Source organism: Photobacterium angustum (assembly GCF_002954615.1).
GTDB lineage: Bacteria > Pseudomonadota > Gammaproteobacteria > Enterobacterales > Vibrionaceae > Photobacterium > Photobacterium angustum_A.
Genome location: NZ_MSCJ01000001.1, coordinates 1,766,987 through 1,788,483, shown reverse-complemented (window position 1 = coordinate 1,788,483; position 21,497 = coordinate 1,766,987). Strand labels below are relative to the sequence as shown.

21 protein-coding genes and 1 other annotated feature are annotated in these 21,497 nt (G+C 40.5%); of the genes, 7 read left to right on the top strand and 14 right to left on the bottom strand.

Going from position 1 to position 21,497, the window contains the following annotated elements:
* Positions 1-38: 38 nt before the first annotated feature.
* Entirely contained in the window at positions 39-833 is a 795-nt protein-coding gene (locus BTO08_RS07770) for a M48 family metallopeptidase (RefSeq protein WP_105060557.1), read from the bottom strand.
* A gap of 515 nt (positions 834-1,348) precedes the next feature.
* Here BTO08_RS07770 and yiaY point away from each other — a divergent pair.
* The gene (yiaY, locus tag BTO08_RS07765) at positions 1,349-2,497 is read left to right on the top strand and encodes an L-threonine dehydrogenase (protein ID WP_105060556.1); all 1,149 of its coding nucleotides are present in this window, start codon (positions 1,349-1,351) and stop codon (positions 2,495-2,497) included.
* Between the two features lie 81 nt (positions 2,498-2,578).
* On the opposite strand, the gene cls is transcribed toward yiaY, so the two are convergent.
* Positions 2,579-4,030 carry a cardiolipin synthase gene (cls, locus tag BTO08_RS07760; protein ID WP_105060555.1) on the bottom strand — a complete coding sequence of 484 codons (1,452 nt, stop codon included), beginning with the start codon at positions 4,028-4,030 and terminating at the stop codon, positions 2,579-2,581.
* Between the two features lie 287 nt (positions 4,031-4,317).
* Here cls and BTO08_RS07755 point away from each other — a divergent pair, with 287 nt between their 5' ends.
* The 4 genes from BTO08_RS07755 to sbmA all read left to right on the top strand — a co-directional run bounded on the left by BTO08_RS07755 (position 4,318) and on the right by sbmA (position 7,735).
* The gene (locus BTO08_RS07755) at positions 4,318-5,013 is read left to right on the top strand and encodes a TIGR01621 family pseudouridine synthase (RefSeq protein WP_105060554.1); all 696 of its coding nucleotides are present in this window, start codon (positions 4,318-4,320) and stop codon (positions 5,011-5,013) included.
* Positions 5,014-5,162: 149 nt separating this feature from the next.
* On the top strand, positions 5,163-5,432 hold the full coding sequence (locus BTO08_RS07750) for a hypothetical protein (RefSeq protein WP_105060553.1): 270 nt from the start codon (positions 5,163-5,165) through the stop codon (positions 5,430-5,432).
* 80 nt (positions 5,433-5,512) lie between these two features.
* Complete coding sequence (locus BTO08_RS07745; RefSeq protein WP_105060552.1) at positions 5,513-6,451, top strand: class I SAM-dependent methyltransferase; 939 nt, start codon at positions 5,513-5,515, stop codon at positions 6,449-6,451.
* Positions 6,452-6,733: 282 nt separating this feature from the next.
* Positions 6,734-7,735 carry a peptide antibiotic transporter SbmA gene (sbmA, locus tag BTO08_RS07740; RefSeq protein WP_105060551.1) on the top strand — a complete coding sequence of 334 codons (1,002 nt, stop codon included), beginning with the start codon at positions 6,734-6,736 and terminating at the stop codon, positions 7,733-7,735.
* Between the two features lie 99 nt (positions 7,736-7,834).
* Here sbmA and gspS2 read toward each other — a convergent pair whose 3' ends face one another.
* From gspS2 to aroF, 12 genes are all read right to left on the bottom strand, one after another.
* A complete protein-coding gene (gene gspS2, locus BTO08_RS07735) occupies positions 7,835-8,236 on the bottom strand; it encodes a type II secretion system pilot lipoprotein GspS-beta (protein WP_105060550.1) in 402 nt (133 codons plus the stop codon).
* A gap of 19 nt (positions 8,237-8,255) precedes the next feature.
* Positions 8,256-8,555, bottom strand: a complete 300-nt coding sequence (locus BTO08_RS07730) for a YciI family protein (RefSeq protein ID WP_006646989.1) — start codon at positions 8,553-8,555, stop codon at positions 8,256-8,258.
* A gap of 161 nt (positions 8,556-8,716) precedes the next feature.
* On the bottom strand, positions 8,717-9,118 hold the full coding sequence (gene yciA / locus BTO08_RS07725) for an acyl-CoA thioester hydrolase YciA (protein ID WP_105060549.1): 402 nt from the start codon (positions 9,116-9,118) through the stop codon (positions 8,717-8,719).
* Positions 9,119-9,129: 11 nt separating this feature from the next.
* Positions 9,130-9,669, bottom strand: coding sequence for a septation protein A (locus BTO08_RS07720; RefSeq protein WP_105060548.1), 540 nt, complete (start codon positions 9,667-9,669; stop codon positions 9,130-9,132).
* Positions 9,670-9,798: 129 nt separating this feature from the next.
* On the bottom strand, positions 9,799-11,007 hold the full coding sequence (locus tag BTO08_RS07715) for a dicarboxylate/amino acid:cation symporter (RefSeq protein WP_198038425.1): 1,209 nt from the start codon (positions 11,005-11,007) through the stop codon (positions 9,799-9,801).
* 827 nt (positions 11,008-11,834) lie between these two features.
* Positions 11,835-12,638 (bottom strand): tryptophan synthase subunit alpha, encoded by an 804-nt coding sequence (gene trpA, locus BTO08_RS07710; protein ID WP_105060546.1) that lies wholly within the window; start codon positions 12,636-12,638, stop codon positions 11,835-11,837.
* Positions 12,638-13,828, bottom strand: coding sequence for a tryptophan synthase subunit beta (gene trpB / locus BTO08_RS07705; RefSeq protein WP_105060545.1), 1,191 nt, complete (start codon positions 13,826-13,828; stop codon positions 12,638-12,640). The genes trpA and trpB overlap by 1 nt, the downstream gene beginning before the upstream one ends.
* A 2-nt stretch (positions 13,829-13,830) precedes the next feature.
* Positions 13,831-15,231, bottom strand: a complete 1,401-nt coding sequence (trpCF, locus tag BTO08_RS07700) for a bifunctional indole-3-glycerol-phosphate synthase TrpC/phosphoribosylanthranilate isomerase TrpF (protein WP_105060544.1) — start codon at positions 15,229-15,231, stop codon at positions 13,831-13,833.
* A gap of 2 nt (positions 15,232-15,233) precedes the next feature.
* A complete protein-coding gene (gene trpD / locus BTO08_RS07695; protein WP_045127200.1) occupies positions 15,234-16,244 on the bottom strand; it encodes an anthranilate phosphoribosyltransferase in 1,011 nt (336 codons plus the stop codon).
* Between the two features lie 11 nt (positions 16,245-16,255).
* Entirely contained in the window at positions 16,256-16,876 is a 621-nt protein-coding gene (locus BTO08_RS07690; RefSeq protein WP_105060543.1) for an aminodeoxychorismate/anthranilate synthase component II, read from the bottom strand.
* Positions 16,877-16,887: 11 nt separating this feature from the next.
* Positions 16,888-18,483 (bottom strand): anthranilate synthase component 1, encoded by a 1,596-nt coding sequence (locus BTO08_RS07685; RefSeq protein WP_105060542.1) that lies wholly within the window; start codon positions 18,481-18,483, stop codon positions 16,888-16,890.
* Positions 18,480-19,493 (bottom strand): 3-deoxy-7-phosphoheptulonate synthase, encoded by a 1,014-nt coding sequence (aroF, locus tag BTO08_RS07680; RefSeq protein WP_105060541.1) that lies wholly within the window; start codon positions 19,491-19,493, stop codon positions 18,480-18,482. The genes BTO08_RS07685 and aroF overlap by 4 nt, the downstream gene beginning before the upstream one ends.
* Positions 19,494-19,572: 79 nt before the next feature.
* Positions 19,573-19,667, bottom strand: a sequence feature (Trp leader region).
* Between the two features lie 175 nt (positions 19,668-19,842).
* On the opposite strand from aroF, the gene rnm reads away from it, so the two are divergent.
* A complete protein-coding gene (rnm, locus tag BTO08_RS07675) occupies positions 19,843-20,733 on the top strand; it encodes an RNase RNM (protein ID WP_105060540.1) in 891 nt (296 codons plus the stop codon).
* Positions 20,733-21,353: an L-threonylcarbamoyladenylate synthase gene (locus tag BTO08_RS07670; protein ID WP_005370802.1), complete on the top strand. Its 621-nt coding sequence runs from the start codon at positions 20,733-20,735 to the stop codon at positions 21,351-21,353. The genes rnm and BTO08_RS07670 overlap by 1 nt, the downstream gene beginning before the upstream one ends.
* Positions 21,354-21,497: the final 144 nt, after the last annotated feature.

Sequence of the window (21,497 nt, the reverse complement as noted above, 5' to 3'; positions counted from 1 at the left end):
GCTAATTTAAAGCGGCTTTTGGCTATGGCAATGATTTGTTAGGCTTCACGAGCGATCAGAGTCGATTCTTGCTCACCAAGCTGATAGTTATTAATCGCGATAACACGTTTTGTCATACGTGGGTGGCTTGAGGTAATTTCTTGTAAAAAACCAAATACGGTAGGCACACTCAGCTCTTGTTGTACAAAACTGTCATTATTGGTTGCAGTCACTAGTTCTCGGCTTCCTGATGCTAGAGTGATGAGGGCATTAATGCTGGCGGATTTATTATTAATAATTTCAGCAGCAATGCGATCACAGGTTAATTCACAAGCACGGCTATAAGCTGAACCTAAGAAAGGGATAAACATTGCTGGCTTCATTAATAAGTTAATCCAGAAATTTACGTGACCTGCAGCATGGTGAGCAAGTTCATGAGCAATAACAAAACGCAGTTGATCTTGTTTTTTCTCTTCCCATAATAAATCAACTAAATCGCTAAACAGTAGCGTGTATTTACGAGATAGAAATTTCACCGCTAATGCATTGGTTAAACCTTGAGAGTTTACAATAAACATTTCAGGCTTTTCTTTCATATCTAGCGCAGTGGCTATTTCGTCAGCCATATTATTTAAGTTTGTATATTGGTTTTTATTAACGTGCACGGCATTACCAAAAATACTGGCTTGAAAGAATTTACTTGAAAGCCAAATAAAGAATGCTACTGGAATAAGAAAAATAAGAATACTAAAAAGTGTGCCCAGTAATAATCCAGCCCAAATTAATCCACCAATAATAATGCATAACATTTTATAAAGATTTTCTTTAGGATGACGTAACGAAGAAACGTTCATTAAATAATTCCTTTTGTCAGTTAATTAAAATCATCAATAGTAAAATAGTGCAATTAAGAGGAATGGCAGGCAAACTTAAGAGTATAAAAGTGCGATATGTATAATAAAAAAAACACATCTGTTGCTTTTTTGGTATTTATTGCGGTGTTGTGGCGGCTTAATTGTCCTTTTTTTAATCAAGGGAATGTCATTTCGGCTTTATCATGGTTGATTCGATTTTTCATCGGGATATGTCACATTAATTATAAAGTCTGGCAATTTATTTTATATATTGTTTCTTTATTGCAAATCTAAATTTCATAGAATAGATAATAAAAATCAAATAATGAGATCTTTATCAATTTAAAAATTTATCTTTATTATGACGTTAATTTTTTTGTTTTAGATCAAATAAATAAATTATTAAGTAGGTAAAACGATACTAAAGAGATATTTGATTGTTCTTGTATTATTTACGAAAGCATTTTTAACAGAGTGTTTTGGTAATTAATATTATTTAAATTAAGGTAAATATTATGAGCAGTGCATTCTATATTCCTACTGTTAACTTTATGGGCGCAGGCTGTTTGACTCAAGCGGCTGATGCCATTAAATCTCACGGTTTTAAAAAAGCACTCATTGTTACCGATAAAGTATTGAAACAAATTGGTGTGGTTACTCAAGTGGCTGTATTGCTCACTGAGCGTGATATTGACTCTGTGGTTTACGATGGCACCCAACCAAACCCAACCATTAAAAACGTTGATGAAGGTTTAGCGTTACTAAAAGAAAACCAATGTGATTTTGTAATTTCATTGGGTGGTGGTTCTCCACATGACTGCGCAAAAGGTATTGCGCTATTGGCTGCCAACGGTGGTCAAATTGGTGACTATGAAGGTGTTGATCGTTCTGCAAAAGCACAGCTACCTGTAGTTGCTATTAATACTACAGCGGGTACTGCATCGGAGATGACCCGTTTCTGTATCATTACTGATGAAGAGCGTCATATTAAGATGGCGATTGTCGATAAAAATACTACCCCATTAATATCTGTAAATGATCCTCAGTTAATGTTGGCAAAACCTGCATCATTAACCGCTGCAACAGGGATGGATGCATTAACTCACGCTATTGAAGCGTATGTTTCTACAGCCGCAACACCAATTACTGACGCTGTGGCGATTAAAGCGATTGAGTTAATTCAACAAAACCTACGTACCGCTGTTAAAGAAGGTCAAAACCTTAATGCTCGTGAGCAAATGGCGTATGCGCAGTTCATGGCTGGTATGGCATTCAATAATGCATCACTCGGTTATGTACATGCGATGGCGCACCAGTTAGGCGGTTACTACAATCTTCCTCATGGTGTATGTAATGCGGTATTACTACCACATGTTCAACGTTATAACGCACAAGTATCATCTGAGCGTTTACGTGATGTTGCTAAAGCTATGGGTGTTGATGTCGAAGGTATGACTGCAGAGCAGGGGGCTAATGCGGCACTTGAAGCGATTGTGGCGCTATCTAAAGATGTTGGCATTCCACTAGGTTTAAAAGAGCTGGGTGTGAAAGAAGAAGATATCGCACTATTGGCTGATAATGCATTGAAAGATGCTTGTGGTTTCACTAACCCTAAACAGGCAACCCATGAAGAGATTTCACAGATCTTTATGGCTGCAATGTAATTGCTAAAGTAACGAGATAATAAAAAGGCAATCAAATGATTGCCTTTTTTAATGGTTAACTTTTATTTAAGCTTAATTGCGTTAAAGCAGTGGGCTAAACATATAGAAAAAGCGTTCGATAAATTTGTTCTTCATGGAACGTTTGCTCCATTGTTCACGATCGATTTCGTCAGAATCAGCAATATAGCTTTGTTGTAATTGACTTAGCTCTTGGGTGAAAACAATATTGTCGACCGCCATCGTCACTTCAAAATTAAGCCATAAGCTCCGCATATCAAGATTTACAGTACCAATTAGGCAATGACTATCATCAATAACCACAGATTTTGTGTGTAACAACCCGCCGTGGAAACGATGGATATGTACTCCTGATTCTAGTAAATCACTAAAGAATGATCGGCTTGCCCATTCCACCATTATTGAATCATTTCTGCGCGGAATAACAATGTGTACTTCAATACCACGATCAGCCGCGCCTTTCATTGCATGTAGTAAATGTTCACTCGGCACGAAATAAGGGGTTGTGATAACGACAGATTTTTGTGCTTGGTAAATACTTAGTAACAACGCTTGATGAATTATATCATCTGGCATACCTGGCCCTGATGGTATGACTTGTACCGTGTCTTTGTGTGCAGTATCAAAGGTACAAGAAGGCAGTGGGGGTAAAAAGCGTTGGCCTGTTTCTACCTCCCAATCCCATGCTTGAATGCAATTTAGCACTGAGACGGTAGGGCCTGAAATTCGCACCATGACATCGACCCATAGACCCACACCTGCATCAACTTTAAAGAATGCAGGATCGACTAAATTCATAGAGCCTGTGTAAGCAATATGATCATCAACCACGACAATTTTACGGTGTAGACGTAAATCTAGACGACGGAAGAACATCCTAAACGGTGATACTGCTAAGGCTTCAACTAATTCGATGCCAGCGCCGCGCATTAACTTAGGCCAATGCGATCGGAAGAAGCGCATACTGCCCGCAGAATCAAGCAACAAGCGAACTCTAACACCACGTTTAGCCGCTTGAATTAAAGCAACACCAACTTCATCAGCAAGCCCACCTGGGTTCCAGATATAAAATTCAAGGTGGATTGAATGTTGTGCATTGTTTATGTCGTTAACCAGCGAACGTAAAATTTCTTGTGGTGATGATTGCAAGGAAAGATCATTACCAATAAGCCCGGGTATACCTAATCGATTTTCACATAAATCACTGATCGGCTTAGCAACAAGGCTCATTTCCTGAGGTTGATGCCCCGGACAATCATTGAGTTGTTTAAACCAATTGGCAAAAGGCAAAAACATTTCACGTGCACGCTCAGCTCGCTTTTTACCAAGATTTAATTCACCAAATAATAGATATGCAATTACCCCACCGATGGGTACGATGTAAATGATCATCATCCACGCTAGCGATACTCCGACAACACGACGTTTAAATACGACGCGAACAGTAACCGATGCGATGAGTAACCAGTAGGCGAAAACGCCAATCCACGTTAAGACTTGATAAAATTGTTCCATCAAATGACTTCATTGATTCAATAATACGTTATAGATATATAGTGCATTGAAAAGTAAAAAAAACCTAATATTTAGGGTGTTTATTAACAAAAATGGGGTGAAGCATCAGTTTTAACTGTCTAATTAAATGCATAAATTACACCTAATATTCATTACTGAAATTTATTGAGAAGAAGTATTTAGTAGATAGAGGTATGCCACTTTTTTACTGTGTTAATTTCTCCCCTGACTTTTCCTTTGATATTGTGCTGGTATACTCGCTCGCTCTTTTGTTGTAAGGCTACCCTATGTTTACTCTTGTTTACCAACACCCTGATTTTTTAGTCATTAATAAGCATCCAGGTATCAGTGTTCATAAAGATGACAATGATCAGCCGTTACTCGCTGCTGTTGCTGAACAAACTGGCGACGAAAAGCTGTATTTGATCCACCGTCTCGACAAAATGACATCAGGTTTACTTCTGCTTGGACGCAATAAAGAAGCGGCATCGATCCTGTCTTCAAATTTTGCTGAGCGGGTGGTCGAAAAGTTTTATGTAGCAATAGGCACCAAAAAGCCAAAGAAAAAACAAGGTGTGGTGATTGGTGATATGACTCGTTCACGTCGTAGTAGCTGGAAATTAGAAAGTACAAAGGAAAATCCAGCCATTACTCAGTTTTTCTCAACAGCTGCAGGTGAAGGACGACGTTTATTTCTCTGTAAGCCTCATACTGGGAAAACGCATCAGATCCGTGTTGCATTACGTAGTGTTGGTTCTGGTATCACTGGCGATGATATTTATGGCACTGAAGCGTCAGATCGTGGTTACTTACATGCTTATGCACTGTCTTTTCCTTACAAGGGCGAAACACAGCGTTTTATTTGTCCACCAACAGACGGTAAATTGTGGCAAGTAGCTGAGACACAACAGGCGTTAAGCGATTGGAATCAGCCATGGCAATTAGAGTGGCCAACATTGGCTTATAAAAAGGCGAGTGTATAAGTTTTCATGTGGTTGCTGTGTTTTTCTGCAGTTTATTTAGAACTGTAGAAATCCTCAGCAATTAGCATCAGCACATATTCTTGGTGCTATAACTATCAATAAGCTTAACGTATAATGGCTGTCTAGGATCACCTAGCAAGAGAAAAAACATGCGTATTGCCCGCTCACGAGCTCATAGAAAGCAACTTCGTAATCAACGTCAACTTCGTCATTGTCGTTATCGGGCCCAGCAGTTCTTTCAATTAAAGCGCGCTACGTTTTATTCCCCTTACCTCCCTGAATTGAAACAGACTAACGATGGTATTTTTCAATTATCGTCGCAATTAATTTACCGCAATTATCCTGCATTTATACCGCTTTGTTTGCCTAGAGAAATTACAGCTTCAGCGTCGCCAACGACTATATTATTAGCTGCTTGAGTAATATAAGACGTGGAAACTGGTATTCTTGTCGTCAGTGTATAAAATAGCGCCCTTAATTCACTATATAGTTTGAAATTATGGAAATAAGTGCATTACCCACTTTAGAAGCTCATCTACTCACAGCCTTGTCTTCACCGCCAAATGAAGTTCGCAGACTCTTTCATGGCCGTGGACGTTGCTGGCAAGGGTTAGAGCAAATAACGGTTGATTGGCTACAAGGTCAAGTACTTGTTTCCTTGTTTAAAGAGCCTTCTCCTGAGTTCTTAGCTGAACTTGCCACTTTGCTGAATAACCTGACTAAAACAGCAGAATGGCAAAACAGTGGTGCGACATCGCTATTGCTTCAACATCGTGATCGCGAAGGATCTCCGATGGAGGTGATTTGGGGTGAAACGTCAGAATATCAAGATGTGGTTGAAAGTGGCTTAGTGTACAAGTTGGATCTTGGACGTAAGCAAAATAACGGCTTGTTCCTTGATATGCGATTAGGCCGTGATTGGGTTCGCGAGCAAGCTGCTGGTAAACGCGTTTTGAACTTATTCGCTTACACCTGTGGTTTCTCGGTTGCTGCGATTGCTGGTGGCGCAGAGCATGTTGTGAACCTTGATATGGCAAAAGCAGCATTAAGCCGTGGTCGTGATAATCACCATTTAAATAAACATGATTTAAAGAAAGTCAGTTTCTTAGGTCATGAACTATTTAAGTCATGGGGTAAGGTGCGCAAATATGGCCCATACGATCTCATTATTATTGATCCACCATCATTTCAGAAAGGTAGCTTTGCACTCACGAAAGATTACCAAAAGATCTTACGTCGCTTACCTGAATTGTTAACTGAAAACGGTACAGTGTTAGCGTGCGTGAATGATCCGAGCATTACTTCAGCTTTCTTAATTGAAGGTATGGCAGCAGAGGCCCCTGAGCTCGTTTTTGAAAAACGTCTTGATAATCCACCAGAGTTTCAAGATATTGAGCCAGAAGGTGGTTTAAAGGCATTGGTATTCCAGCGCAACTAATTGAAAAATAGAAAATAGAGACAACCACTTTCTTATCCCTTATGTTTTTAATGTAAGGGATTTTTTGTATCCAATTACTACGTTACTAGTGATAAAAATGGATAAAGCATCACATAACCATATATTCAACCTTACTAACTTATTCATAATTAAGGCTAATGTTGCAATTTTGTAGCAGCTGACAAATACTGAAAAGATAGAACATATAAAAAAAACGCAGGATTGTTAGTTAGTTCGTTTAGGGTAGCCACATAACAAAACATAGATTAAGGATGAGTCATTATGTTTAAGTCTTTTTTTCTCGATCGACGCTGGTTTTTATGGTCGATTTTAGGTAGTGCCTTAATTCTGTATGTGACTTGGTACAAAGTGCAGATTGATGTTGAGGTGAATGAATGGTTTGGGACATTTTATGATTTGATCCAGAAAGCACTGGCGAAACCTCATGCGGTTACATTTGATGAGTTTCTTTCTGGTTGTATCGAGTTTTTTAATATTGTCTCTGTTTATATCATTATTGCCGTGATGCTTGATTTCTTTGTTCGTCACTATGTTTTCCGCTGGCGAACAGCGATGAATAATTACTACATGTCACACTGGGATAAAATTCACCATATTGAAGGTGCTTCGCAGCGTGTTCAAGAAGACACCATGCGTTTTGCGCGTATTGTTGAAGGGTTAGGGGTGAGCTTCATGCGCTCATTAATGACGTTAGTCGCCTTCCTACCTATTTTATGGGTGCTGAGTGAAAACATTACTGAACTACCGTGGATAGGTGAAGTTGACCGATCATTAGTGTATTTAGCGATTATCTCTGCTTTATTTGGGACAGTTTTACTGGCGATTGTTGGTGTCAAATTACCTGGACTTGAATTTAAAAACCAAAAAGTTGAAGCGGCATATCGGAAAGAGCTGGTTTTTGGTGAAGATCAAAGCACTAGAGCACAGCCAGAGACAGTTGGCGAGTTATTTTTCAACGTACGTAAGAACTACTTTAATTTATATCGTCACTATCTTTACTTTGATATTGCGAAATGGTCATATATTCAATATACCGTCATTGTGCCGTATATTGCGTTAGGGCCTGCGATTGTATCTGGCGCATTAACGCTTGGCGTGTTGCAACAAATTTTACGTGCCTTTGGTAAGGTAGAAGAATCTTTCCAATTCCTTGTCCATTCATGGAGCACCATTGTTGAGTTAATGTCTATTTATAAACGCCTTAAAGCATTTGAATTGCAAATAGATGAAGCGATTGCAGCTGAACAAGTACCTGTAGATTGAGTAGGGTTATACCAAAATAGTGTGATGGTAAATTTCAAATAGAAAAGCCCGTACCAAATGATCATTGGTACGGGCTTTTTATCGTTATGGAAATGAATATTAATTCAGTTCTTCACAAGATTCTTTAGATACTACTTGTTGCGCCATTGTACGACCACTGATATCTTTTATCGTAATTAGGTAATTTACGCCGCTATCAAATAAAGGCTTCATTTCTTTGTTACTACAGTAGTTTCTCGCAGCCGTTTTTACAGCATTTGATGGTGAAACACGACTTTTCCCACCATAAAGAACATTAATTTTAACGGTATTTCCTGACGCGTAAGCTTGGGTTATTTGATAAGCATCAATCTTTGGATAAGGTGCTTTACTATCAATTGCAGCCGCGCGGCTTTTTGCTAATGTTTCAGCAATTTGTTGCTTTTCATGAGAAGCACAGCCACTAAGCAGTAATAAACCTAATGATGCAGTGATTAGCGCTTTGCTTATAGTTAATTTCACAATCTCGCCCTTAAATAAATTACGGAAGCACTTTTTTAAATGGTTTCACAATCACATTCGCGTATACGCCAGCATCAATATAAGGGTCAGCGTCAGCCCATTGTTGTGCTTGTTCTAAAGAAGCAAATTCTGCAATAACAGTCGAGCCTGTAAATCCTGCATCACCTGGATTCTCACTATCAATAGCAGGCATAGGCCCTGCAACTAACAAGCGACCTTGTTCTTGTAAATCTTTTAAACGTGCAAGGTGTTTTTCACGAACGCTCATACGTCGCTCTAAGCTATTTTCAACATCTTGAGAAAAAATGACGTACCACATTATTGTTCTCCCTAATAAAGTACAGAAGTGATAGCAGTAAGGTGTCGCTGGCTATCTTGTTATTTTATATCCCCATAGTAACCAATAAAAAAAGCACTAACTAGGCGTTAGTGCTTTTTTGTAGGCTAATGTTGTACTTATTAACGAAATATCGCTGCGTTTTATTGTGCTTTTACGATAGGGCGAGGACGACCTTCACTGTTAATAGCAACATAATTAAATGTTGCTTCGCATACACGGTATCGATCACCGACAGCCTCAACATCGACAGGTTTTACCCAAACTTCAAGACCTACGCTCATAGATGTATTACCAATGCGTTTACACTCACCGTAACAACAAACCACGTCACCAACACTTACAGGGGCTTTAAACTCTATTTTATCAACAGAGACAGTCACAACACGCCCACCAGAAATTTCTTTAGCAAGGATTGCGCCTGCTAGATCCAATTGGGACATGATCCAACCACCAAATATATCACCATTGGCGTTGGTGTCGGCAGGCATGGCAAGCGTGCGAAGCAGAAGCTGTCCGCGAGGGATATTATTTTTAGTGTTCATGATTTACAACTTTACTGGTTATTGTCACTTTTCGGTAAGTGGCGATAAATGTAGCCACCGGTGAGGAAGGTAAAGAGCAGCGTTAATGCTAATAGCCCAAATACCTTAAAGTCTACCCATATATCTAGCGGGAAATTGAATGCAATATAGATGTTTACTATAGCGCAGACAACAAAAAACACACTCCAAGCAAGGTTAATACGTAACCAAATTGATTCAGGTAAGGTAATTTCTTTCCCAAGCATACTTTTGATCAGTGGTTTACCCATAAATTGGCTGATAAGTAATGCTAAAGCAAAGATGGCGTAGATGATGGTGACTTTCCACTTTATGAAATTTTCGTCATGGAGGAAAATGGTTAAACCACCAAAAACAGCCACTAATACGAAAGTAACAAGTTGCATTTTTTCGACTTTTTTATAGATAAACCAAGTCAACGCTACCTGAACCGCTGTTGCTGCAATTAAAGCGCCAGTGGCGATAAAAATGCCACTCGTTTTGAATAAAATAAAGAAAATTATAAGGGGGATAAAATCTATTAATTGTTTCATTACAACAACTCATTTCTAATAATTAATAAGAGTATACCCTTTTAGTATGGTGAATGAAAAAGAGCGAAGAAAAAGCGACGCCTACTTTTGTTAGATAGACGTCGCTAAGAAAAGGATAATAGTGTTCTATTATTTAGTAGGTTCTTGATCGATAAGACTATCAACAATCACCGCACAAGCAGCATCACCAGTGATATTAAGCGCCGTTCTTATCATGTCAAAGACGCGATCAAGCGCAAATAACAGAGGTAGACCTTCAATGGGAATGCCTGCTGAAAGCAAAACGGCAACAACAAGAAAAGATGGGCCAGGAACACCTGCTTGTCCAACGGCACCTAAAGTTGATGTCAGAATGATGGCGATATAGGCTCCCAAGGTTAAATCAACTTGGAATATTTGGGCAAAGAACGTTGCAACCAACCCATAGTAAATGGCATTACCACTCATATTAATTGTTGCCCCTAATGGCAGAACGAATGATGCGGTAGCGTTTCTGACTTTTAACTCTTTTTCACAAGTTTCCATGTTAACCGGTAATGTTGCCATAGAAGAGGCGGTTGAAAGGGCAACAATCTGTGGCTTTTTCATGGCGGATAAAAAAGCGAGCGCAGAGGTTTTGCTGAATATTTTTACGAGTAAGGGATAGAACACAAAACCGAAGATAGCAATGGCGACAACGTAAACAATAAACAGTTTAAAGACGACCATCAATGCATCAAAACCAAAGGTACCGACCGCATCTGCCATTAAACCAAATACACCCAGTGGCGCTATTTTCATAACAACGTTAATCATCCACACCATTGCATCAACGATGGCATTAATACCGTTGATTAATGGCTCACGTCGTTCTTTTTCTAGTTTAGAAACAGCGATACCAAAAAATAGACAAAACACTAATATCTGTAAAATATTAGCTTCGGTTAAAGACTGGAATACGTTAGTCGGGATCATCCCTAATACGGTATTCCAAAACGTTGGCAGCTCGCCTTTGTCGGCATAGGTTTTAGCAAAGAGGCCTGACACCGCATTAAGATCAATACCGATACCGGGTTTGAAAATATGTCCCATTCCCAATGCAAGTACGACAGCAATAGCGGATGTTAATGTAAAAAATAACAGAGTCGCTATTCCAACTTTACCAGCAGATTGACTGTTACCTAATCCTGCGGCACCTGAAATGATAGCGACAGCGACCAATGGAATAACTAACATCTTGATTAGGTGAATAAAAATACTGCCCAACGGTGCAAAAATTGAAGCAGAATGCCCCATCATAGCGCCAACAAATGCGCCAACAAACATGGCAATAACAACTTGCACGCCAATATTCTTCATTAAATTTCCATTATTTGGCACAGTACCGACCTCTAAAGTATTGATGCAAAAGTGTAGTAAGCATAGTCGTAGTCATTTTGTTTTAATTGTTACACAAATATATATTGGGTGTGTCTTTTACATGCAATCATCATTGTTCGTCATCACGAGGATTGAGGCTTTCTGTTGAGCGTTGAAAAATAGTGGTAGCAATATGCATATATTAGAGTAATTGCTTATTGTCTGATGGCTTTTTATTGTGTGGTTAAGTTAAAATGAACCCTTTCTTTATAGTGTTTCTTATTTCTTAATATGGAGGCATCAATGAAAAACTCATCAATCAAAGAGTTTATTCAACACTATGGAAAAATGGGTCTAATACTCTGTTTGGGACAAGCATTTTTTTTATTAGTTATTATTGTTTTCAATACGATAACAATTATTAATCATTTACCAAGCGTGTATTATTTAAATAAAGTGTCTCATGTGACATCAATTTCTTACACATTGATATGCCTTGTTTTCTTGTACTACACGATAACAAGTTTCTTTAATCGCATTCGTGTGCTATTCAACATTTGCCTTGTCGTTAACTTTTTTCTTATCCTTGCTTTTGTTTTTAAGCTTAGTGTGAGTTGTGTATAGATCGTAAAAAACGCGCTATTAACGGTATTGAGAATTCCCTTATATTGTCATCAAGTCTTTCTTCTAAGTGACTGCCTTTATTATTGGCGATGGATTTAACGCACTCTTTTTCGTTAACAATAGCTGTGTAAATATAAAAAAGCCCATACATAAACAGCATTAGTAAGCTGAAATGTATGGGCTTATTAAAGAGTTAGAATGCGTTATTTACTTGCCGCTTTCATCGATGAAATGAATGCAGATAATTTTTCTAACATTACAGTATTGTTTTCAAGATTTTGCTCGATAATTTTCACTACTGCAGAGCCTGAGATTGCGCCCGCTGCCCCTGCAGTGATCGCTTCTTTAACTTGCTCTGGCGAAGAAATACCAAATCCTAAAATAGCTGGCGGCGCGTTATGTGCTTTAAGGCTAGATAACAAGTGATTGATGGGCATTCCCGCTTTAGTTTCTGCACCCGTTACACCTGCGCGTGATAACAGGTAAGTGTAACCACCACCGAGTTCAGAGACCGCTTGTAGTGTTGCATCATCAGCATTAGGTGGCGCAATAAAAATAGGGTGAACACCGTATTTATTTGCCGCATCACGAAACTCTTGTGATGCATTAACAGGAACATCTGCAATTAATACTGAATCCACTCCAGCTTTTGCACACTGCTGATAAAAGTTATCGATACCAGCGGCAAACACAAGGTTGGCGTACATCAATAACCCGACTGGCACGTCTGGGTATTTTTGGCGAATTTGTGTTAGTAATTCAAAACACAAAGTTGGTGTGGTGCCTGATTCTAATGCGCGAATTGTTGCGCCTTGAATTGTAGGACCATCAGCGAGAGGATCAGAAAATGGAATACCTAATTCTAAAGCATCAGCGCCAGATTCAACCAATGTATCAATGATCTTCATTGATTGCTCTGGAGTTGGATCGCCAATGGTAACAAAAGGCACAAAAGCGCCTTCATTGCGCTCAGCTAATGTGCTGAATAATTGTTGATAACGATCCATTATAATGCTCCTTTTTCCTGCAAAATATCGTGAACAGTAAAGATATCCTTGTCACCACGACCTGATAAGTTAACCACTAGCAATTGTTCTTTTTCTGGCTCTGCATGAATAAGCTTCATTGCATAAGCTAATGCATGAGCAGACTCAAGCGCAGGAATGATCCCTTCTTTACGTGCAAGCAATTGGAATGCATCTAGTGCTTCATCATCAGTCACAGAGCCGTATTCAGCACGACCTGTTGCATTTAAGTGAGCATGTTGTGGACCGACAGATGGGAAATCAAGACCTGCTGATACAGAGTAAGACTCTTCAACTTGACCGTGTTGATCTTGCATCAGTGGTGCTTTCATACCAAAGAAAATACCTAATGTACCGTGTTTAAGAGGCGCACCATGCATATCGGTATCTAAACCTTTACCGGCAGGCTCTACACCAATCAGTTTCACATCTGTTTCTTCAATGAAATCTGAAAACATACCAATTGCGTTGGAACCGCCACCGACGCAAGCAATAACTGCATCAGGTAGGCGACCTTCTTTCTCTAAGATCTGGGCTTTAGTTTCTTCACCAATAATATGCTGGAATTCTCGTACAATCGTTGGGAATGGGTGAGGACCCGCCGCTGTGCCTAGCAAGTAGTGTGCTTTGTCATAACTTGCAGACCAATCACGCATTGCTTCATTACAAGCATCTTTTAAGGTTGCGGAGCCTGAGTGGACAGGAATAACTTCTGCACCCATCAACTTCATGCGAAATACGTTAGGGCTTTGACGTTCAACATCTTTAGCACCCATGTAAACACGACATTTAAGACCGAGTAGTGCACAAGCAAGCGCAGTTGCAACACCGTGTTGACCTGCGCCTGTCTCTGCGATGATCTCATTTTTACCCATGCGCTTAGCGAGTAATGCTTGACCTAAAACTTGGTTAGTTTTGTGCGCGCCACCGTGTAATAAATCTTCACGTTTCAGGTATAGCTTTGTTTTCGTCCCTTTCGTCAAGTTCTGACATAGCGTTAGGGCGGTTGGACGACCAGCGTATTCTTTAAGTAGTGTAATAAATTCTTGTTGAAAACTTGGATCTTGCTGGGCTTCAATAAACGCATCTTCCAATTGGTCTAATGCAGGTACTAAAATTTGTGGTACATACTGACCACCAAATTCGCCAAAAAAGGCATCTAATTTACTCATAATTATTTATCGTCCTTAATATTTTTGATTGCCGCGAATGCCGCACTCAATTTATTCGGGTCTTTTTTACCTGGCGCACTTTCCACGCCAGAATTTAAATCAAGGCCATCAAATCCTAATGCTGCCGCTTGTTGTGCATTGTCTGCATTTAAGCCACCAGCCAGTAATATACCTTTGCGATCGCCGCTTTGGATCAACGACCAGTCGAAGCTTGTCCCTGTACCACCACTTTGATTACCTACTTTACTATCAACAAGGTGTTTATCAACTTGGTATGCTGATAAATCAGGTAAAGCATCTGATACCCCGTGTGCTTTCCAAATTTTACATTGAGCAGGAAGTTGTGCTTTTAGCTCATTAATGTATTGCTGCGTTTCTGTGCCATGTAGTTGCACAACACTTAGTACAAGTTGTTTTGCCGTATCGACAATTGTTTCAAGCTCTGCATTTTGGAATACACCAACATAATCGAGTGGGGCACCTGTCATCACATGGCGTGCTTGCTCGATATCAACACAGCGAGGGGAGTTAGAAACAAAAATTAAACCACCGTAAACGGCACCATTTTGGTAAGCGATGGTGGCGTCTTTCGCTTCGGTTAATCCGCAAACCTTGTTATCACCAAGTAATACACGGCGTACCGCAAGATCGAGGTTATCTTCTGCCATTAACGAGCTACCAATTAAAAAGCCATTGGCATATTGAGATAACTGGCGAATTTCTTGATTGCTATAAATGCCAGACTCTGAAATCACAATCGTGTCTGGTGATAATTTCGGTGCAAGCTGTTTAGTGCGGTCTAAATCAATACTTAAATCGCGTAAATTACGGTTGTTAATACCGACAACTTTCGCTTTTAGGTTAATTGCACGTTCAAGCTCTTCTTCGTTACTCACTTCGGTCAAAATGCCAAGATTTAATTGATTGGCAACATCAGCAAGGGTTTGGTATTCCTCGTCATTGAGGACTGACAACATAAGCAAAATAGCATCAGCTTGATAGTGACGAGCTAAATAGACTTGATAGGTATCAACCATGAAATCTTTACATAGTACGGGTTGGCGTACTTGACCACGGACTTGAGGGAGAAACCCAAAGTTACCTTGGAAGTATTTTTCATCGGTTAGAACTGAAATCGCACTAGCGTAGTTGTTGTACACACTAGCAATGTAATCAAGATTAAAATCGTCTCGGATCAAGCCTTTTGATGGTGAGGCTTTTTTACATTCAAGAATGAATGCAGGGCGCTCTACACCATTATCAGTATTGGATGATAACGCTTGGTAGAAGTCACGATCACTTGGGACGAGATCATGAATAAATGAATCAAGTGGCTGTGATTCCTTACGTGCTTCTACCCAAATTTTTTTGTCAGCAACAATTTTTGCTAATACTGTTTCCATGATTATCCTCGTGCTGCCAATTTTTCTACTAATTCAAAAGCTTTGCCTGATTGCATGACTTCAATGGCTTGTTGCGTATTTTGTTTAAGATCTTCTTGACCGAATAAACGTAATAGCAGGGCTACGTTGACTGCTACTGCACCAACTTGGGCTGGCGTACCTTTACCGGTTAAAATGTTAGTGATAATGGCGCGGTTCTCTTCAGGTTCGCCGCCTTTAATCGCCTCTAACGGGTAGGTATCCAAACCGAAATCAGCAGGAGTGAGAGTGTATTCGGTGATTTCGCCATTAATGATTTCCGCAACATGGGTTTCACCATGAATTGCCACTTCATCTAAACCACTACCGTGAACGACAGCCGCACGTTTCATGCCCATGGTAGCCATGGTTTCTGCAATCGGACGAACGAGGCTATTGTCGTAAACACCCATAAGTTCAATATTAGGTTTTGCAGGGTTAATTAAAGGCCCAAGTACATTGAAGATGGTGCGAGTCTTTAATGTTTGACGTACAGGCATAGCGTGGCGTACACCACCGTGATATTCAGGCGCGAATAAGAAACACACACCAAGTTCATCTAGTGCTCCACGCGCGTTTTCTGGTGTCATCGCAAGGTTGATACCAAATTTATCAAGCAGATCTGAAGAGCCAGATTTGCTTGAAACGCCACGGTTACCGTGTTTTGCCACTTTAATACCACACGCTGCAGCTACAAACGCTGCTGTGGTTGAAATGTTGATGGTATTGGCACCATCACCACCTGTCCCTACGATATCGGCAAAGTCATAATCTGGGCTTGGGAAGGCGTTAGCGTTAGCGACTAAAGCGCTCGCGGCTCCAGCAATTTCTTGTGGTGTTTCACCTTTAATTTTCAACGATGTTAAAACGGCCGACAGAATAATGGGATCGACCTCACCCTTGATAATGGCATCAAATAGGGTGTGACTCTCTTGTTGGCTCAGAGATTCTTGATCGTAGAGTTTATTGGCAATATCGTAAATTTTGTTATCCATAATCATCGTCCTTAATGCTTTGAATTATTCTTTCCGTTAGATGTTGTTACCCAATTTAAGGTCTGTGTTAAAAGCTCCGCCCCTTGTGTCGTTAGGATTGACTCAGGGTGGAATTGAAAGCCACATACCTTATCTTCTTCGTTCAGTACTGCCATGACTAAGCCATTGACATCGGCGATAGTCTCTAGACTATCTGGCACATCTGTTGCAACTAATGAATGGTAACGTGCAATAGAGAGAGGATTCGGTAAATTGCCAAACACTGCATGTTGGTTGTGGCTCATCATTGCAGCTTTACCATGGACAATTTCACCTGCGCCTGAAACTTTTCCGCCGTAAGCTTCAACAATCGCTTGTTGTCCTAGGCAAATACCAATCATTGGTACTTTTCCTTTCACTCGTTGGATCAGTTCGGGCATACATCCCGCATCAGCTGGCACACCAGGACCGGGGGATAACACTAAAACGGGATTGCTTTTAGCACTAAGTGCATTTTCTACTTGCTCTGCCGTTAAGTTATTACGGTAAATCGTTACTGGATGACCTAGAGAACGAAATTGATCAACAAGGTTGTAAGTAAACGAATCAAAGTTGTCGAGTAGCACAATATGGGCTGGGATTGCGTTTGTCATTGTGGTTCTCCTTAACCTTGATGTGCTGTGCGAATAGCGTTAATGACCGCTTGCGCTTTGCCACGCGTTTCATCGGCTTCTGCTTGTGGAATGGAGTCGTAAACCACGCCAGCACCAGCTTGAACACTCGCAATACCATTCTCAACATAGGCTGAGCGGATCACGATACAAGTATCCATATCACCGTGACCAGTGAGATAACCGACAGCACCGCCATAACTACCACGACGACGTTGTTCAACATCACGGATAAGCTGCATAGCTCGGATTTTCGGTGCCCCTGTTAATGTGCCCATGTTCATACAGGCTTGATACGCATGAAGGGCATCAAGATCGCCTCGCAATTGGCCTACCACACGAGAAACTAAGTGCATCACATGGCTGTAGCGATCAACTTTCAGTAAATCTGCTACATAGCGGCTACCTGCTTCACTGATCCTTGCAACATCATTACGTGCTAGATCCACTAGCATCATGTGTTCAGCATTCTCTTTTTTATCGCAACGTAGCTCTAATTCAATGCGACCATCTAAATCAAGGTTAATTGATCCGTCGCTGTTTTTGCCTCGTGGTCGAGTACCAGCAATCGGGTATATCTCTACTTGGTTTGAATCTGAACAATATTTCAGTGCACTTTCAGGAGAGGCGCCAAACAAGGTAAATTCTGAGTCTTGTAAAAAGAACATATAAGGGCTTGGGTTACCAATTTTCAATGCTTTATATGCCGCGAGTGTTGAAGGGCATGGCAAAGTAAATTGGCGTGACGGCACGACTTGGAACACATCGCCATTGATAACGTATTGTTTAAGATCGTTAACCGTTTGGCAGAAATCTTCATCACTAATAGACGCCTCTGGTTCACATTTGTCTAATACTTGTGCGGGTGGCACAGGCTGAGGGTTTAAACAGATCTCTTTAATCGTTTGAAGGCGACGACTCAAATCATGATAGCTATTGGTGTAGTGCTCGCCACCAAATAAAGTTGCTTGCAGCGTGCCTTTACGACGTTGGTGATCGATAATCAACAAGGTTTCGGCAATATAGAAAATATAGTCAGGACAGTTATTGTCTTGCTTCACTTCTGGTAGCGGCTCAAAACCAGCGACTAAGTCATACGCAAATAGACCACCTAAGAATAAGGCTTCTTTTGGGTGGTGCTTGGTATCAAAGGCATGTTGGATCAAACGTAGAGCATCGAATGATGAAGTTTGGCGTAAGCGGCTATCCTCATCAATATCATGAGCGTGGGATGGAAATACTAATGTTAATGTTTTTCCATTGAGTGCTGCATGAATATCGTTAGGCAGTTGGCTTTGTAAATGCGTAATGACATTCACACCATTACTTGTTAGTGCTTCCAACGTGACTTCTTTACCGCGGCAAACAATACGTACTGCAGCATCAACAAGCATTAAGCTCTTTAAATCTTGCTTAGAATCAACTTCTGCTGATTCTAATAAAAGGTTGTGCGGGCGATCGCCACAAACTGAAAAGTACAGTTCAGTGGGATCGGCAACATAAGGTACATCAAGGCTGAGAAGATCGATCTCATTAGCAGCTAATGTATTTTGCCCTAGTGGATGATTTCCTATTGAGTGAGTATTCACAGCGTTCTCCCTGCCGCTTCCACAAACGGTTTTAATTCCTGCATTAATTGTTCAAACATTGGTGCGGTTAATGCTTGATGACCATCAGATAAGGCTTCACATGGATTTAAATGTGATTCGACAATGATGCCATCGGCGCCAACAGCAGCCGCTGCGCGTGAGAGTGGGATCACTAACTCACGAATACCTGTTCCATGGCTTGGGTCTACCAGCACGGGCAAATGGGTATGTTGCTTTAAATAAGCGACCGCATTGAGATCCAATGTATTTCTCGTTGCTGTCTCAAACGTTCTAATACCACGTTCACACAAAATGATATTTGGGTTACCTGCATCATAAATATATTCAGCAGCGAGTAGCAATTCCTCGATAGTGGCTGAAAGTCCGCGTTTGAGCAAGATCGGTTTTTTACTTTCACCGATAATTTTTAACAAGCCATAGTTTTGCATATTTCTCGCACCAATTTGAAAACAATCAATATATTGAGTCATTTTTTCAACTTGGCTCACATCCATGACTTCAGATACGGTAGGTATACCGAGCATGTCATTGGCTTTTTTTAACAATTTTAACCCTTCAATACCTAATCCTTGGAAATCATAAGGGCTGGTGCGAGGTTTATATGCTCCACCTCGCAGTGCCATAGCACCATGAGACTTCACCATTTCAGCAACAGACAATAATTGTTGTTCTGATTCGACAGAGCAAGGGCCTGCAATAACAGCAAAACGATCGCCACCGACCGCAGCAGAGCCAAAACGTACCACTGTGTTGTGGGCTTGGACTTCTCGGCTAACTAATTTGTATTTAGTTAAAATGGGTTTTACCGTTTCAACCAAAGGGTTCGCTTCGATATTTAAGCTTTGTAAAACACGTTCATCACCTAATGCACCTAAAACAATGCGTTCACTGCCAGGCATATAGAGCGGTTTTAATCCGACACTGGCGATTTTAGCCAGTAGGCTTTTGGCATCAGCTTCTGTTGCTTGCGGTTTTAAGACAATAATCATGAGGTCATCCTTGTTAATGGTCGCAGTGAAGGCTAGGTGCCGTGCCCGTTTTATTTTTTATCTGGTTAAATTCGGCGTTATAAAAAAGCCCGCATTGATGGCGGGCTCGTTGCTATTTTGCTGAGTTACAGCTATTCACACCGCCCGTAAGTAGGAGTGCCACCACCAATTATTGAAGAAAACGCATTGTTGATTTTGAATTTGCTGTAACATGTAAGAGTCCTATTAGGTATTAGTTACATTTTTGCTATTAGCTAAATGTACATGATGCCTCTCAATCAAGTATTGGATACTTGGTATTTATGTACTAGTAAACTAGTTCACGATTATAAAGTCAAGAATAAAACTTATGTTGTTTGATTTACATAGCCATACTACAGCGTCTGATGGTCGCTTAACGCCGCAAGAGTTAGTTCGACGTGCCGTAGATATGCGGGTCGACATCCTGGCAATTACTGATCACGATACGGTTGCTGGCCTACATGAAGCGCATACAGTGATAGAGCAAGAAGCCTTGCCTATTACGCTAATCAACGGTATTGAAATCTCTACCGTGTGGCAAAACTTTGATATTCATATCGTTGGGCTTAATATAGACCCACAAAATCCAACGTTAGTCGCGTTTATTGAGCAGCAAGTAGAGCGTCGGCTTGAACGCGCTAAAGAAATTGGCGCGCGACTTGAGAAAAACAAAATGCCAGGGGCATTTGAAGGCGCTGCTAAACTTGCGGGTGATGCATCGATTACTCGTGCACATTTCGCTCGTTGGATTGTAGAACAAGGTTATGCGAAAACTATGCAGGCAGTGTTTAAGAAATTCTTAACACGTGGAAATCCGGGTTACGTTCCGCCAAATTGGTGCACCATCGCCGATGCTATTGATGTGATTCATGCCGCTGGTGGTAAAGCGGTTATTGCCCATCCAGGTCGTTACAACATGACGGCAAAATGGCTTAAGCGTTTAATTCAGCATTTTATTGAGGTGGGTGGCGATGGTATGGAAGTATCACAGCCACAACAAGCACCGCAAGAACGACGTACCTTAGGGGATTACGCCATACAATTTAATTTACTTGCTTCACAAGGATCTGATTTTCATTACCAATCTCCTTGGACGGAATTAGGACGTAACTTGTGGCTTCCTAAAGATGTTCCAGCGATTTGGCATGATTGGGAAGTTGAGAAAAAGCGAGTAGAGGTAGAAGTTCAGGCTGGGCCTGCTGCCTCAAAGGAGGAATAATGAGTCAATTTTTTTATGTTCACCCAGAAACACCCCAAACGCGTTTGATTAAACAAGCGGTAGAAATTATTAAAAATGGCGGTGTCGTGGTTTATCCAACGGATTCTGGTTATGCCCTTGGTTGTCAGTTAGAAAACAAACAAGCACTAGAGCGTATTTGTCAGATCCGCCGCCTAAACGAAAAGCACAACTTTACTTTGTTATGCCGTGATTTATCTGAGCTATCTTTGTACACCCGTGTTGATAATATCGCTTTCCGTCTTTTACGTAATAACACCCCAGGTGCATACACCTTTATATTTAAAGGAACAAAAGAAGTACCTCGTCGTTTAATGAATGCTAAGCGTAAAACGATTGGTATTCGTGTACCTGATAATGCGATTGCACTGGCATTACTTGAAGCGTTAGGTGAGCCTCTAATGTCAACCAGTCTTATTTTACCGGGTAATGAAACAACAGAAGCGGATCCTGATGAAATTCGCGATAAGTTAGAGCATGCTGTTGATTTGATTATGCATGGTGGTTACTTAGGTGAGCAGCCAACAACAGTGATTGATTTCAGTGAAGGTGAAATTAATATTGTTCGAGTTGGTGCAGGTGATGTGACACCGTTTGAATGATCTAGAACGTTCTAACATTCAGTAAATCTAATAAAAGCAAATAGTTAGTTTCTGGCTGTTTGCTTTTTTGTTTTTATCCCTATTTTATTTGTTTGATTTTCCTGTAAATAACCTCGCAATCGACTATCTTTTTATAGCTAACTT

Coding starts and splice junctions, on each gene's coding strand:
- cls (WP_105060555.1), bottom strand. CDS start 4,030: ATGGAACAATTTTATCAAGTCTTAACGTGGATTGGCGTTTTCGCCTAC.
- BTO08_RS07750 (WP_105060553.1), top strand. CDS start 5,163: ATGCGTATTGCCCGCTCACGAGCTCATAGAAAGCAACTTCGTAATCAA.
- BTO08_RS07745 (WP_105060552.1), top strand. CDS start 5,513: ATGGAAATAAGTGCATTACCCACTTTAGAAGCTCATCTACTCACAGCC.
- trpB (WP_105060545.1), bottom strand. CDS start 13,828: ATGAGTAAATTAGATGCCTTTTTTGGCGAATTTGGTGGTCAGTATGTA.
- BTO08_RS07690 (WP_105060543.1), bottom strand. CDS start 16,876: ATGACAAACGCAATCCCAGCCCATATTGTGCTACTCGACAACTTTGAT.
- BTO08_RS07755 (WP_105060554.1), top strand. CDS start 4,318: ATGTTTACTCTTGTTTACCAACACCCTGATTTTTTAGTCATTAATAAG.
- trpD (WP_045127200.1), bottom strand. CDS start 16,244: ATGGATAACAAAATTTACGATATTGCCAATAAACTCTACGATCAAGAA.
- sbmA (WP_105060551.1), top strand. CDS start 6,734: ATGTTTAAGTCTTTTTTTCTCGATCGACGCTGGTTTTTATGGTCGATT.
- trpA (WP_105060546.1), bottom strand. CDS start 12,638: ATGGATCGTTATCAACAATTATTCAGCACATTAGCTGAGCGCAATGAA.
- BTO08_RS07715 (WP_198038425.1), bottom strand. CDS start 11,007: ATGAAGAATATTGGCGTGCAAGTTGTTATTGCCATGTTTGTTGGCGCA.
- yiaY (WP_105060556.1), top strand. CDS start 1,349: ATGAGCAGTGCATTCTATATTCCTACTGTTAACTTTATGGGCGCAGGC.
- BTO08_RS07770 (WP_105060557.1), bottom strand. CDS start 833: ATGAACGTTTCTTCGTTACGTCATCCTAAAGAAAATCTTTATAAAATG.
- yciA (WP_105060549.1), bottom strand. CDS start 9,118: ATGAACACTAAAAATAATATCCCTCGCGGACAGCTTCTGCTTCGCACG.
- BTO08_RS07720 (WP_105060548.1), bottom strand. CDS start 9,669: ATGAAACAATTAATAGATTTTATCCCCCTTATAATTTTCTTTATTTTA.
- BTO08_RS07670 (WP_005370802.1), top strand. CDS start 20,733: ATGAGTCAATTTTTTTATGTTCACCCAGAAACACCCCAAACGCGTTTG.
- trpCF (WP_105060544.1), bottom strand. CDS start 15,231: ATGGAAACAGTATTAGCAAAAATTGTTGCTGACAAAAAAATTTGGGTA.
- BTO08_RS07730 (WP_006646989.1), bottom strand. CDS start 8,555: ATGTGGTACGTCATTTTTTCTCAAGATGTTGAAAATAGCTTAGAGCGA.
- aroF (WP_105060541.1), bottom strand. CDS start 19,493: ATGATTATTGTCTTAAAACCGCAAGCAACAGAAGCTGATGCCAAAAGC.
- rnm (WP_105060540.1), top strand. CDS start 19,843: ATGTTGTTTGATTTACATAGCCATACTACAGCGTCTGATGGTCGCTTA.